Raw genomic sequence first — 13550 nt, 5'->3', positions numbered from 1 at the left:
ACGTTCAGCGCTGCGGATGCTCCGATCGGGGTAGCCACCCGTCTGCGCCATGAGCTTCGGGTTGTCTGTGGCTAAACTCTTCGTTTCGCGTGCAGCTTTAGAAAACAGCGGTTTCAAGTATCCGGGGGGCAGAGACTTTTTGTATGCTTCGACCGGAGTAGCCCTTCTGTGCCGTTGGTTTAGTGTTGCCTGTAGCTTTTAGCAGAAAGCGACTTCAAGTGTAAGAAGGGGGACAGCCTCTGCGGATGACGGGCAATCCGCAGCGCTGAGGTGAAGGCATCAGGCCAGGAGATGCCAGCAGGGAAGCTGGCGTCAGGCTAAGCCGGGCAGGACGCCAGTCTTAGCCGGTCCGGCAGGCCGGATGCCGTAGCCGAAGGCACCGCAAAGCGGCGCGAGGACCGCCCGGCAGCCGCAGAGACTGTCCCCCGATCTCATCACCCCAGCCGCCGCAGAGGCTGTCCCCCGATCCCCTAACCCCGCAGCCAAACCCCGTTCCCTGTGGTAATTTACTGAACTCAAAACCATCACCCCGGAACCGCACCATGACCACCCTACGTATCGTGCCGCTTGCCGACGCCACCGAACATCGCGAAATCATCACCGACTGGCTTTGGCAGGCGTTTGGCACAGATAACAGCCGCGACTTTTTTGCCAGCGTCATCGACAGCAGCCTTGCGGGTAGCGACCTGCCAATCACCTTTGTGGCTCTCGACGGTGAACGCCCGGTGGGAACGGTGGGGCTGTGGCGTTGCGATCTGGTCAGCCGCCAGGATCTGTTCCCCTGGCTGGCAGCGCTGTACATTGATGAAAGCTGGCGCGGGCGGGGGCTAAGCGAGAGGCTGCAGCAAACCATTATCGACTGCTGCAGACAGCGCGGGGATGCAAATCTCTATCTCTACTCTGACTGCATGGGCTACTACGAAAGATTCGGCTGGCGCTATATCGGTGATGCGCTGGACTATCCTGCGACCACCGTGCACCTTTACCATAAATCGTTGTAGTCAGACCCTGAACCGCTGAACCGCTGAACCGCTGAACCGCTGAACCGCTGAACCGCTGTTGCTTTCGGTTCAGGCAGGAGTTCCCACTGAATGGCGGCGCACCAGCGTCGGGCTGAACAGATGGGTCACTTCCGGCAGCGGCTGACCGTGGGCCAGGGCAAGCGCCAGCATGGCAGCCTGCTGCGCCATGGTGATAATCGGATAGCGAACGGTCGTCAGGCGTGGGCGAACGTAGCGTGACACCAGCACGTCGTCGAAGCCGATCAACGAAATCTCTTCCGGCACCCGAACACCGTTATCGCTCAGCACCGCCAGCGCGCCCGCCGCCATCGAATCGTTATAGCAGGTCACCGCGCTGAAGGTCTTTCCCTGGCCAAGCAGCTCGGTCATCGCCGTTTCACCGCCTACTTCATCCGGCTCACCGAAAGCGACCAGGCGATCGTTGCAGGGCAGGCCGTGCTCTTTCAGTGCATCGTAGTAGCCCTGCAGGCGGTCACTGGAGTCAGAAATGGAATGATTAGAACAGATAAAGGCGATATTTTTATGCCCTTGCTGAATTAGATGGCGGGTGGCCAGCCAGGAACCGTAACGGTCATCCAGCGCAATGCAGCGCTGTTCATAACCCGGCAGCACGCGGTTCAGCAGCACCATCCCGGGAATTTGCTTCATCAGGCCGATCAGCTCGCTGTCCGGGACTTTTTTTGCATGTACCACCAGCGCCGCACAGCGGTGGCGAATCAACTGTTCAATGGCCTGGCGCTCTTTTTGCTCATTATGGTAGCCGTTGCCGATCAGCAGAAAATTACCGGTATTCCATGCCACTTCATCGACAGATTTTACCATTGCGCCAAAGAAGGGATCGGAAACGTCCCCGACCACTAACCCAATGGTTTCCGTGGACTGCTGCGCCAGCGCGCGGGCGTTGGCATTCGGATGGTATTTCAGCGACTCCATCGCCTGCGTCACCGCCTGGCGCGAATTTTCGCTGGCCTTAGGGGAGTTATTGATGACGCGAGAAACGGTTGCTACCGACACCCCCGCGAGTCTGGCGACATCCTTTATGGTAGCCATAGGGTCCAACCTTTCTGGGTAAGCGTTTACATTGCAGTAGTGTTGCGGAAAGCCGCAGTGACTGCAAGCCTGGAGAATGCGCCGGATGTCGCAAAGCTGAGGATTTTCCTCTTTGAGTCCGCCTGATTGCAGGCTGTTCGTTCTGATAAAGTGAACACGGTTTCACTCCGTTACTGAGCGATGCTATTCTGAGTTTCCAGAAAAACTGACACCATGACCGGGTCCTCGCATGACGTTAAAAAAACTCCCTCACCTTGCCCACTGGGGTGCCTTCAGTGCCGTTGTTGAAAATGGCAAACTGCTCCGCTGTGACCCCTTTTTCGCTGACCAGGACCCGTCACCGATGCTGAATACCATTCCGGAACTGGTCTATTCGGATAAGCGTATCCGCCAGCCGATGGTGCGCCGTTCGTGGCTGAAGTCGCGGGAGAAGAGCGATCGTACTCTGCGCGGTCGCGAGGATTTTGTCGCAGTGGATTGGGAAACCGCGCTCGATCTGGTTGCCGAGGAAAACCGCCGGGTACGTGACCGCTACGGCGCCAGCGGGATCTTCGACGGTTCTTACGGCTGGTCATCGGCGGGCCGCGTTAACCATGCCCGCACGCTGGTGCGCCGTTTTTACAACCTTGGCGGCGGTGGCATTGATCAGCAGGGCAACTATAGCTGGGGTGCCGCACAATTCTTTTTACCTTATGTGATTGGCACCTATATGCCGCTGACCGGCCGCGTGACCGACTGGCCGGATGTGGTTAAACACTGTGAAGTTTTTATCGCTTTTGGCGGACTGGCGCTGAAAAACGCACAGGTTGCCTCCGGCGGAGCGGGCGAGCACAGCCTGAAGCCCGCGCTAGAGCAGCTGGCGGCAAAGGGTACGCCGGTCATCAACATCAGCCCGATGCGCGATGACTGCCCGGCGTTCGTTAACGCCGAGTGGATTCCGATCCGCCCGAACACCGACGTGGCGCTGATGCTGGCGTTAGGATTTGAAATCGAGCGCCTGGGTGCGGTGGATAATGCCTTCCTGCAGTCGCACTGCGTGGGCTATCCGCAGCTCAAAAGTTATCTGCTGGGGCAAAGCGACGGCCAGCCGAAAACGCCGCAGTGGGCCAGCGAGATTACCGGTATTCCGGCCGCGCGCATCGCGCTGCTGGCAAAGCAGCTAAGCGGCAAGCGCAGCTTTATTACCTGCTCCTACTCGGTTCAGCGCGCCCATCGCGGCGAACAGCCGTACTGGATGATGATTGCCCTGTCGTCAATGCTGGGGCAGCCGGGCCTGCCGGGGGCCGGTTTCTCGTTTGGTCACGGCTCCATGAATAGCGTCGGCAATCCGCGTATTGAAGGCCCGTCTCCCCTGATGTCTACCGGGGTTAACCCGATCGCGCACCGGGCGATACCGGTTGCCCGTATCAGCGATATGCTGCTTCAACCCGGCGAGGAATATACCTTCCAGGGTGAAACGCACACCTATCCGGATATTCATCTGATCCACTGGGCGGGCGGCAATCCGTTCCACCATCATCAGCAGCTGAACCGTCTGGTTGAGGGCTGGCAGCGCCCGGATACGGTTATCGTGCAGGATATCGTCTGGACCCCCGCAGCGCAGATGGCGGATATCGTTCTGCCGGTGACTACCACCCTTGAGCGTAATGATATCGGTGGATCGTCCAAAGATCGCTTCGTGCTGGCGATGCATCAGGCGATTGCACCACAGCATCAGGCGCGCAACGACTTTGATATCTTTGCCGATCTGGCCGAGCGGCTGGGGTATCGCGACACCTTTACCGAAAACCGCAATGAAATGGCGTGGATCAAACATCTCTACCAGCGCTGCGCGGTGGCCCACAATCACAAGGGCATCGACTTCCCGGAGTTCGAAACATTCTGGAAGGAAGGGCACGTGGAGATCCCGCTGCCGAAGGAAGACTGGGTATTTATGGCTGATTTCCGCGCTAATCCGGTGGCCAATCCGATTAAAACCGCCAGCGGTAAAATCGAACTCTTTTCGGAAACGATTGAGGGTTATCAGCTTGCTGACTTTGGTCCGCATCCCGAATGGCGTGAGCCAGCCGAGTGGCTGGGATCGGAAGTTAAACAACGCTTCCCGCTGCATATGATTTCCATTCAACCCGGCGACCGTCTACACAGTCAGCTGGATGCCACGCCAACGGTGCAGGCCAACAAAACGGCCGGGCGCGAAACGCTGTGGATGCATCCGCTGGATGCGGCGGAACGCGGTATCAGCGACGGTAACGTGATTGAAGTCAGTAACGATCGCGGCCGTATTCAGGCCGGCGTGCGCCTGACGGAGGGCGTCAGTCAGAACGTGGTGCTGATTTCCACCGGTGCCTGGTTCGATCCCGGGTTTGGCAAAGCCTGGCGGGACTACGATCGTGCCGGAAATCCTAACGTACTGACGCTGGATATTGGTACTTCGTCTTTAACTCAGGGACCGAACGCCATGAGTTGCCTGGTGGAGATTCGCAAACTGGCTGAAGTGGCCTGACGGGATGAAGGGGATTAGCCTGAATGTTGGCGATTCATTGCTAAAACCCCTACAAATCACATAGCTGGTTACATTTTGCGGGTAACTGTTGCGATTCCTGAGTAGCGAGCCGATGCGGCGGATTGATACAGTTCAGATCCCAGAGGTATTGATGGGTGAACATCAAAAAGTATTTATCGCTTTGTTTCACCGACCTGCGCAGATGCGCAGGTTTTTTTTGCCTGTAATCTAAGGGTTTTCTTACAGATTACTGATTTTATTCATCTTTTTTTCTGAACTTTCTGCATGACTTCTCCTCTCGCTTAATCACGATCTGAAACACTGTTTGCCTGTTAACTCCGAATCATTTTTTGTATAAACGCCAGAGAGTTATCACGCACCCTGTTCTGGAAAAAACATGCCTCCCTTGAAAAGATCGCTGACCAAATCTCAGCCAGCCCCGACGTTAAATCCCGTTCGATTCCGCCTTGTCTGTGTGGGCGTGCTGGCATGCCTGGGTGTTTTGCTCGCGCGGGTGGCCGATTTACAGTTGATTAACCATCCGATGCTGGAAAAAGAGGCGGATGAACGCTCGCTGAGAACCGTTACCTTACCGACCAACCGTGGCACCCTGCTCGACAGGAACGGCGAAGCGCTGGCGCTCAGCGTGCCCTCGCGCGATGTGATTGCCGATCCGCAACGAGTTTTAGAAGCGCATCCGGACTTTACCAGCGCCAAGTGGGCCTATCTGGCTAATGCGCTGGAGCTCAGGCCGGAGGAGATCGCGGCACAAATTAATGCTAATCCCAATCGTCGCTTCCTTTATCTGGGCAGAAAAATCGAGCTGGGTATCGCGAAAGATATCTCCAAACTTCATCTTACCGGTATTACCACTGTTTATGACGACAGCCGTTTTTATCCTATGAGTGAGGCCACCGCGCCGCTTATTGGTATCGTTGGTGCAGACAGCAACGGGCTGACCGGGCTGGAGAAAGGCTTCGATAAAGTCCTGCAGGGAACGCCCGGCGTGGAGAAATATCGCCAGGACGCCAACGGCAATATTGTGGCAATGATTAACTACGAGCCGCCTCAGCAGCCGCCGACGGTGCAGCTGAGTATTGATAAGTTCGACCAGTACACTCTGTATAGCAAGCTGCGCGATGGCGTACTGCTGAATAAGGCGGACTCCGGTGCGGCGGTGTTGATCAAAATCGATACCGGCGAGATCCTCGGGATGGCCTCTTATCCCTCATTTAACCCGAACAATTTTGCCAAAGTATCGCCCGCGCAGATGCGTAACACGGCGATTAATGACAGCTACGAGCCGGGCTCAACGGTTAAACCGCTGGTGGTAATGGAAGGGCTGATCCGCAAGCTGGTTCGCCCGGACTCAGTACTGGATACCACCCCTTACCGGGTTAACGGCCATCTGATCCGCGATGTTGGCCACTGGTCACGATTAACGATGACCGGCATCCTGCAGAAATCGAGTGATATCGGCGTGTCGCATATCGCACTGGCGATGCCTGCAGAGGTGCTGGTGAATACCTATCAGTCGTTTGGCCTGGGTAAACCAACCGGCCTTGGGCTGACCGGCGAAAGCGTCGGCTACTTCCCCCTGCACCGTCAGCGCTGGGCGGACATTGAACGTGCAACGTTCTCATTCGGCTATGGTTTACGCGTTACGCCGCTGCAAATTGCGCGTGAGTACGCCACGCTGGGTTCATTCGGCGTTTATCGCCCGCTGTCGATCACCAAGGTCACACCGCCGGTGTTGGGAACGCGGGTTGCCGATCAGGATACGGTCAAAACCGTGGTGCATATGATGGAGAGTGATGCGCTCCCTGGCGGCAGTGGGGTGCGTGCGGCGGTGCCGGGCTATCGGCTGGCAATTAAAACCGGTACGGCGGAAAAAATGGGTGACAGCGGCAAATATGACGGCGGCTATATCAACTATACCGCCGGCGTGGCCCCTGCCAGCAATCCTCAGGTGGCACTGGTGATTATGATTAACCACCCGACCGCCGGGGATCACTTTGGTGGCTCGGTGGCGGCACCGGTATTTGGCAATATTATTGGTCCGGTGCTGAAGCATATGAATATCGCGCCGGATGCACTTTACAACCCGGGTTAGGAAAAACCTCAGGATGTTCAATATGTAAAGAAATGAGCGGCCGGTCATGACTGGTTGCATTTAGCGCCATTCATTTGCTTTTGTTTGCTGGTTTCAGGATCGGCTTCTGGTGACAATAGCAGTCCCAGAGGTATTGATTGGTGTGAATACAGTCTGCTCCCGGCGGACTGCACCCTGTTCAGTTGCACCAACCCACGCGGATGCGTGGGTTTTTTTTGTCTGTATCTTCAGAATCTTACGCTTTGTTTCAATCCAGAAGAACGCTCACAACTTTCAATATTCTGTTTACATCTTTCACCTGAATCCACCAAAGAAATAATTGCATTGAGGCTAAGCTGCCCCCAGCACTGTCAGCATCGCATTCTGTTAACGGTGTCAGCCCCTTGATGGTGTTGGTAGCGCGACAAGGGGCGTTCTTATTCCCAGGAGCTGATTACTATGCCGAAACTTAAAGACAGGACGCCTAAAGTCGGTGGACGTTCAGCAGCCTTTCAGCTGCGAATACATCCTGAGCTTCATGCTCAGATTAAGTCGTTGACGGATGATGACAACATTACCCTTGCATATTGGCTCAAGGAACTGGCCCGGCGAGAGCTGCGTCGCCGGGGAATTGAGCCCAGAGGCTGATCAGATACAGCCTGCTAATTGTCAGCCAGCAGGCTGTAACCAACGTACTGGTGACCCAGCGTTATAGGGGCCATTCAACGCTTTAAGCAAACATATTTGACGTAAGCCCAGCCGTGCTAAGGCCTGGCTCAGCTCCCCGGTATGTTATTAACTTATCTTGAGAATAGTCACTCTCGTTATTAAATTTAAAGGTTATGGTAAGAGATTAAATTATGAGATCAACGATCCTTCCCCTATGTCTGGTTTTTATGCTTGCAGGCTGCGATCAGGGAACCAAAGACACCACGGTAAAACCGATCAGTGTTGGTGTGACAACACTTAAAAGTCAGCCGGTAACGCTATTTACACAACTTCCAGGCAGGACGACTGCGGTCAGGACAGCCGAAGTGCGGCCGCAGGTTAGCGGTATTATTCTCAAACGTCTGTTTGTTGAGGGGAGTGACGTTAAGGCAGGGCAGCCTTTATATCTGATCGATCCCGCCAGTTATCAGGCGACCTACGATAAGGCGCTGGCAACACTGGAAAATGCCCGCCAGCTGGCGACACGCTACAAACCGCTGATGGAAGCCAGAGCCGTCAGCAAACAAAGCTATGACGATGCCGTTGCCGCGGAAAAACAGGCGAAGGCAGAGTTAGAAATTGCTCAGGTTAATCTCAACTATACCAACGTTCGATCGCCGATCACCGGCAGAATCGGGCGCTCTCTTTATACCGAGGGTGCGTTGGTGACCAATGGTCAAAGCAATTACCTCACTACAATCCAGCAGCTAGACCCGATCTACGTAGACGTCAGTGAATCGTCGTTGCAGCTACTGCGTCAGCGGCGCGCGCTGGCTGAAGGCAAGTTGCAGGCCGTAGGGGACAACGCCGCTGCGGTTAAGCTGACGCTGGAAGATGGTTCGGACTACGTCCATATGGGCAAGTTGGAGTTCTCGGAAGTGACTGTCGATGAAACCACCGGCAGCATTACGATGCGTGCATTTTTCCCGAATCCCAACCGTGATCTGCTGCCGGGTATGTTTGTACACGCGGTTCTGCCTCAGGGGGTTGCTCATCAGGGAATACTGGCACCGCAGCCGGCCATTATGCACGACCCTAAAGGCCGTCCTTATGTCTACAAAATTGGGACAGATAATAAAGTGGTTGAGCAGGCTATTAAAACCGGCGAGATGATTAACGGCCAGTGGTTGGTCACTGAAGGACTTAAGTCGGGCGACCGGGTTGTTGTTGATGGATTACAGCTGGTCCGTAATGGCAGCCTGGTTTCGCCCAGTGAGCATCAGCCTAAAGTCTTTAAGCGGGCTAACTTAACCACTGCCGATCCCTCAGCGCAGTAAGGAAAACGGATGTCTAAATTCTTTATTGAGCGCCCTGTCTTTGCCTGGGTTGTGGCGATTCTGGTGATGCTGATTGGGGGATTGTCGATTTTTACCCTGCCGATTAACCAGTATCCGAATATTTCTCCGCCGGCTATCTCTGTACAGGTGACCTACCCTGGCGCCAGCGCCGAGACGGTTCAGAATACCTCTGTGCAGGTTATTGAGCAGCAGTTGAACGGCATAGATAACCTGCGCTATATCGAATCGCAAAGTAACAGCGACGGCAGCGCGACAATTATTGTGACCTTCAATCAGGGTACCAATCCCGATATTGCTCAGGTTCAGGTGCAAAACAAAGTGTCACTCGCCGAGTCACAGCTACCCGATGAGGTCGTTAAGCAGGGGATCAACGTCCGTAAATATCAGGCCAACTTTATGCTGGTGGTCAGCCTGATTGCGGACAGCGGTCAAATGAGTAACGGTGACCTCGCCGATTTGCTGGTATCAAAACTCCAGGACTCGATTGCGCGTTCGAATGGCGTGGGTGACTTTATCGTCATGGGGTCAGAATACGGCATGCGTATCTGGCTGGACCCGGCCAAGCTGTACCAGTTTCAGCTGGTTCCAAGCGATGTGACTAACGCTATCAACAAACAGAACGTCCAGGTATCAAGCGGTAAGCTGGCGGGGCTGCCTTCGGTAGAGGGGGCAAAATTCAGCGCCACTATCGTGGGTAAAACACGTTTCCAAAAGGTCGCACAGTTTGAAAATATCCTGCTGAAAGTGAATCCTGATGGTTCACAGGTGCGCATACGTGATGTGGGCGGTGTGGATTTAGGGCCGCAGGATTACAGCATTTCAGCAACGTATAACGGTAAACCCTCCGCCGGTATTGCTTTACGTCTGGCCAGCGGAGCTAACGTGTTAGATGCCATCGATGGTGTGCGTCAGACTGTCGAAAATGCAATGCCGTCGCTGCCGCCTGGTGTGATCGTTAAGTATCCTTATGACACCTCGCCGGTGGTAAGTGCATCGATTGAAGAGGTGGTGAAAACGCTGTTCGAAGCTATCGTGCTGGTGTTTTTCGTTATGCTGATTTTCCTGCAAAACCTCCGCGCTACGCTGATTACCACGATGGTGGTGCCCGTGGTACTGCTGGGGACTTTCGGCGTGCTGGCGGCCTGTGGTTATACGATAAACACACTGACGATGTTCGGGATGGTACTGGCCATCGGGCTGCTGGTGGATGATGCGATCGTGGTCGTGGAAAACGTTGAGCGTGTGATGCATGAGGAGGGGCTCGATCCCAAGGCTGCGACAATCAAATCTATGGAGCAGATTCAGGGCGCTCTGTTCGGTATTGCCATGGTGCTTTCGGCGGTGTTACTGCCGATGGCTTTCTTTGCCGGCTCTACCGGGGTTATCTATCGCCAGTTCTCAATCACCATTGTCTCCGCCATGGCACTTTCGGTGATGATGGCGATGATTTTCACTCCGGCACTGTGTGCAACCATCTTAAAACCCGCTTCTGAAGATCATAAAGATAAAGGTATTGCCGGCTGGTTTAACCGTAAATTTGATGCCGGTACGCTGAAGTATACGAGGAGTGTCGGTACGGTAATTTCCCGGCGCAGCCTGTTCCTGGTTATCTATCTGGCGATGGTTGTTGCAACCGGCGTACTGTTTATGCGGGTGCCAACCTCATTCCTGCCGGATGAAGATCAGGGCGTTTTAATGATGCAGGTGACACTGCCGGCTAACGCCGCCTCAGAACGTACTCAGGAAGTGATTAATGATATGGAAGAGTGGTTGCTGAAAAACCCCGAAGTCATGTCCGTATTCTCCCCTAACGGTTTTAGTTTCTCGGGGCGAGGTGAGAACACCGCGATGTCGTTTGTCCTGTTGAAACCCTGGAGTGAGCGTAACAGCGAGCAGTCGGTCCAGAAGCTGGCAGCACGAGCGATGGCACATTTTTCGAAGTCGAAAGACGCCAGGATTTATGCGCTTGTACCGCCAGCGGTAATGGAGTTGGGGAACGCGACCGGTTTTGACTTCTTCCTGCAGGATACTCAAAACAAAGGCCACACCGCATTGATGGCCGCCCGAAATCAGTTTCTGGCCATGGCGGCGAAAGATAAGCGCCTGTTCGCCACCCGTCCTAACGGCATGGAAGATGAACCGCAGTATCACTTGATTATTGATGATGAGCGCGCAAGAGCGCTGGGCCTGAATCTTGGCGATATCAACGACACACTCTCCATTGCCTGGGGGTCGAGTTACGTGAATCAGTTCACCTATGGCGGCCGCGTTAAAAAAGTTTACGTGCAGGGAAATGCCGGTTCCCGTGTAACGCCGGAGGACCTGAAAAAATGGTACTTCCGCAACAGCAGCGGAACGATGGTGCCTTATACGGCTTTCGGTAAAGGAGAGTGGCAGTATGGTTCTCCACGCTATGAGCGCTTTAACGGTATTTCCGCAGTAGAAATAATGGGATCGCCGGCCCCGGGATACAGTTCAGGGGAAGCCGTAAAAGCGGTCAAGGAGATTGCTGCCAAACTGCCCCCGGGATTTAAAGTGGAGTGGCACGGATTGTCATATGAAGAACAGATGTCGGGTTCACAAACCCCCGCGCTGTATACGATTTCTCTGATCGTCGTGTTTCTTTGCCTTGCCGCTCTGTATGAAAGTTGGTCAATACCGTTTTCCGTTATCCTTGTCGTCCCGCTGGGGGTACTGGGTACCGTGCTGGCCGTGACGATGCGGGGACTAGAAAACGATGTGTTCTTCCAGGTTGGTCTGTTGACGACGGTCGGGCTGGCGGCGAAAAACGCTATTTTGATCGTCGAATTTGCCAAAGACCTGCATGAGAAAGAGGGGATGGGGTTAGTGGAAGCGGCGACAGAGGCGGCAAAACTTCGTATCAGGCCAATTATTATGACCTCAATGGCGTTTATCCTTGGTGTGATGCCACTAATGATTTCACACGGTGCAGGTGCAGGGAGCCAGCACTCGATTGGTACAGCCGTTGTGGGCGGCATGTTTACGGCGACTTTCCTGGCGATTTATTTTGTGCCGATGTTTTACGTTGTCGTTTCGCAGCTATTTGCCGGCAGGAATAAAAAAGAACAAGAGGTGCAGAACCATGATGCATAAGACTTTATCAATGGGGCTGTTGCCGATACTGATGCTGGTTGGTTGTACGATGGAACCGGACTATCAACGCCCGTCGTTACCTGTTGCCGGTCATTATGCAGGGCAGGGACAGCATCTGAACGGCAACGGAGCAGATATCCGGTGGCAAAACTTTTTCACCGATCCGGTGATGCATAAGCTGATCGTCCGGGCGCTGGAAAACAACCGTGATTTGCGGGTTGCGGCGCTGAATGTTGAAGTTGCGCGATCGCAGGTAACGGTTGCTCGTTCCGCGCTGATGCCATCTGTCGATCTTAATGCCGGTGAAACGGCCGCTCACCTGCCGGGTAATCTGTATAACACCGGGCCGGGCGGAGGAGTAACCTACCATCAGTTTGATGCGAATTTCGGTGTGACCGCATGGGAACTGGACTTCTTTGGTCGCCTGCGTAGCCTCAGCCACAGCGCACTGGAACGTTACCTGGCAACGGACGCCACTCAGCGTGCAACACGGATCAGTTTGATTTCGCAGGTGGCGGCAAGCTATCTGTCGCTCTGTTCGGATAATGAACTGCTCAAGCTGGCGCAGAGCACGGCACAAAGCCAGCAGGACTCCTACGATCTGATCAAACGCAGCTATGAAGGGGGCGTCAGCACCGAGCAGGATCTGGTCCAGGCCGAAACCCTCGTGCGTATTGCCCAGGCGGATGTGGCGACCTACAGTCGACAGGTGCGACAGGATGTGAATGCGTTGACCTTGCTGGTCGGCACCGATTTGCCTGCGGATATACTGGCCGGCGCCAGCCTGAAAAAAGAGTGGAATTTCCCGGCAACCCCAGCCGGGCTGCCCTCAGACTTGCTGACCAACCGCCCTGATATTATTGCTGCGGAGCACACGCTGTTATCCGCGAACGCGAATATTGGCGCAGCACGCGCGGCATTTTTCCCCAGTATCAGTTTGACGGCAATGGGAGGATCGACATCAGGCAGGCTGAGCGATTTGCTTAGCGGTGGTACTGCGGCATGGGCCGTTAGTCCAGCTATCGATCTGCCTATTTTCCGGGGTGGAAAAAACGTCGCGAACCTGAATATTGCCAAGCTGCAAAAACGTATTGAAATTGCGGATTATGAAAAAACGATTCAGACAGCATTCAAAGAGGTTGGAGATGCGCTTGCTGGGCAGGAAACTTATAAAGATGAGCTGTACGCACGTCAGTTGGATGAACAAGCCAGTCAGCGAAACTACGATCTGGCTACCGTTCGCTATCGTGAAGGGGTCGACAATTATCTGAATGTGTTGGTAGCACAGCGATCGTTATACAGTTCGCAGCAGCTATTAATTACCACCCGGCTGGGGCAGCTGACTCAGCAGATAATGCTTTATAAAGCGCTGGGCGGAGGATGGAAATCATAGTGTTAAGCCTGTTTTAAACTCCGCAATATTGATCGAAAAATCGATCAATATTGCGTTAAGAATCAAGCCCGGATTATCCGGGCTTTTTTAATTATTATCAGCAATCGCGGTAGGACCAACTATTAAGGATGGCTGAGCGAAGTGAGCTGACTTTTATTTCTTTATACCAGCTTTTGTAAGCTGCCTGCAGACCTGAGACATGAGGTGCCAGTGGGTCAAAACCGCTTGATAGCATGAAACTCATGTATGTTGTGAAGTTGTCATAGTTTTTGTAATTGAATTCAGGTTCTTTTGCGCAAAACCTGCTCCAGAAACGTTGTTCATTTGTTCCTGGTTTTATCTTTTCTTAATCTCTGGTTCTGAGGTTTGG

The 13550-nt window shown here is 54.1% G+C and carries 8 protein-coding genes; 7 read left to right on the top strand and 1 reads right to left on the bottom strand.

Annotated features, from left to right (window positions below; all coding sequences use genetic code 11):
* Positions 1 to 542 precede the first annotated feature (542 nt).
* Positions 543 to 1001: a GNAT family N-acetyltransferase gene (locus IBT46_RS19925; protein WP_200547079.1), complete on the top strand. Its 459-nt coding sequence runs from the start codon at positions 543 to 545 to the stop codon at positions 999 to 1001.
* A 69-nt stretch (positions 1002 to 1070) separates the two neighbouring features.
* Here IBT46_RS19925 and galR read toward each other — a convergent pair whose 3' ends face one another.
* Positions 1071 to 2072 (bottom strand): HTH-type transcriptional regulator GalR, encoded by a 1002-nt coding sequence (galR, locus tag IBT46_RS19920; RefSeq protein ID WP_200547078.1) that lies wholly within the window; start codon positions 2070 to 2072, stop codon positions 1071 to 1073.
* Positions 2073 to 2301: 229 nt separating this feature from the next.
* On the opposite strand from galR, the gene IBT46_RS19915 reads away from it, so the two are divergent.
* The 6 genes from IBT46_RS19915 (at position 2302) to IBT46_RS19895 (ending at position 13180) form a co-directional block, all read left to right on the top strand.
* A complete protein-coding gene (locus IBT46_RS19915; RefSeq protein WP_200547077.1) occupies positions 2302 to 4575 on the top strand; it encodes a molybdopterin guanine dinucleotide-containing S/N-oxide reductase in 2274 nt (757 codons plus the stop codon).
* A 397-nt stretch (positions 4576 to 4972) separates the two neighbouring features.
* Complete coding sequence (locus tag IBT46_RS19910) at positions 4973 to 6688, top strand: penicillin-binding transpeptidase domain-containing protein (RefSeq protein ID WP_200547076.1); 1716 nt, start codon at positions 4973 to 4975, stop codon at positions 6686 to 6688.
* A gap of 438 nt (positions 6689 to 7126) precedes the next feature.
* Positions 7127 to 7315 carry a toxin-antitoxin system HicB family antitoxin gene (locus IBT46_RS27375; RefSeq protein ID WP_234471798.1) on the top strand — a complete coding sequence of 63 codons (189 nt, stop codon included), beginning with the start codon at positions 7127 to 7129 and terminating at the stop codon, positions 7313 to 7315.
* Between the two features lie 212 nt (positions 7316 to 7527).
* A complete protein-coding gene (locus IBT46_RS19905; protein WP_200547075.1) occupies positions 7528 to 8652 on the top strand; it encodes an efflux RND transporter periplasmic adaptor subunit in 1125 nt (374 codons plus the stop codon).
* 9 nt (positions 8653 to 8661) lie between these two features.
* Entirely contained in the window at positions 8662 to 11787 is a 3126-nt protein-coding gene (locus IBT46_RS19900; protein WP_200547074.1) for an efflux RND transporter permease subunit, read from the top strand.
* Positions 11777 to 13180 carry an efflux transporter outer membrane subunit gene (locus IBT46_RS19895; RefSeq protein ID WP_200547073.1) on the top strand — a complete coding sequence of 468 codons (1404 nt, stop codon included), beginning with the start codon at positions 11777 to 11779 and terminating at the stop codon, positions 13178 to 13180. The genes IBT46_RS19900 and IBT46_RS19895 overlap by 11 nt, the downstream gene beginning before the upstream one ends.
* Positions 13181 to 13550 lie beyond the last annotated feature (370 nt).

Origin of the sequence: Erwinia sp. S38, from assembly GCF_016624545.1 — a bacterium.
Taxonomy (GTDB): domain Bacteria; phylum Pseudomonadota; class Gammaproteobacteria; order Enterobacterales; family Enterobacteriaceae; genus Erwinia; species Erwinia coffeiphila.
The sequence above is the reverse complement of the archived record's forward strand: the minus strand, read 5'-3'. Positions and strand labels throughout refer to the sequence as shown.

Coding starts and splice junctions, on each gene's coding strand:
- IBT46_RS19925 (WP_200547079.1), top strand. CDS start 543: ATGACCACCCTACGTATCGTGCCGCTTGCCGACGCCACCGAACATCGC.
- galR (WP_200547078.1), bottom strand. CDS start 2,072: ATGGCTACCATAAAGGATGTCGCCAGACTCGCGGGGGTGTCGGTAGCA.
- IBT46_RS19915 (WP_200547077.1), top strand. CDS start 2,302: ATGACGTTAAAAAAACTCCCTCACCTTGCCCACTGGGGTGCCTTCAGT.
- IBT46_RS19910 (WP_200547076.1), top strand. CDS start 4,973: ATGCCTCCCTTGAAAAGATCGCTGACCAAATCTCAGCCAGCCCCGACG.
- IBT46_RS27375 (WP_234471798.1), top strand. CDS start 7,127: ATGCCGAAACTTAAAGACAGGACGCCTAAAGTCGGTGGACGTTCAGCA.
- IBT46_RS19905 (WP_200547075.1), top strand. CDS start 7,528: ATGAGATCAACGATCCTTCCCCTATGTCTGGTTTTTATGCTTGCAGGC.
- IBT46_RS19900 (WP_200547074.1), top strand. CDS start 8,662: ATGTCTAAATTCTTTATTGAGCGCCCTGTCTTTGCCTGGGTTGTGGCG.
- IBT46_RS19895 (WP_200547073.1), top strand. CDS start 11,777: ATGATGCATAAGACTTTATCAATGGGGCTGTTGCCGATACTGATGCTG.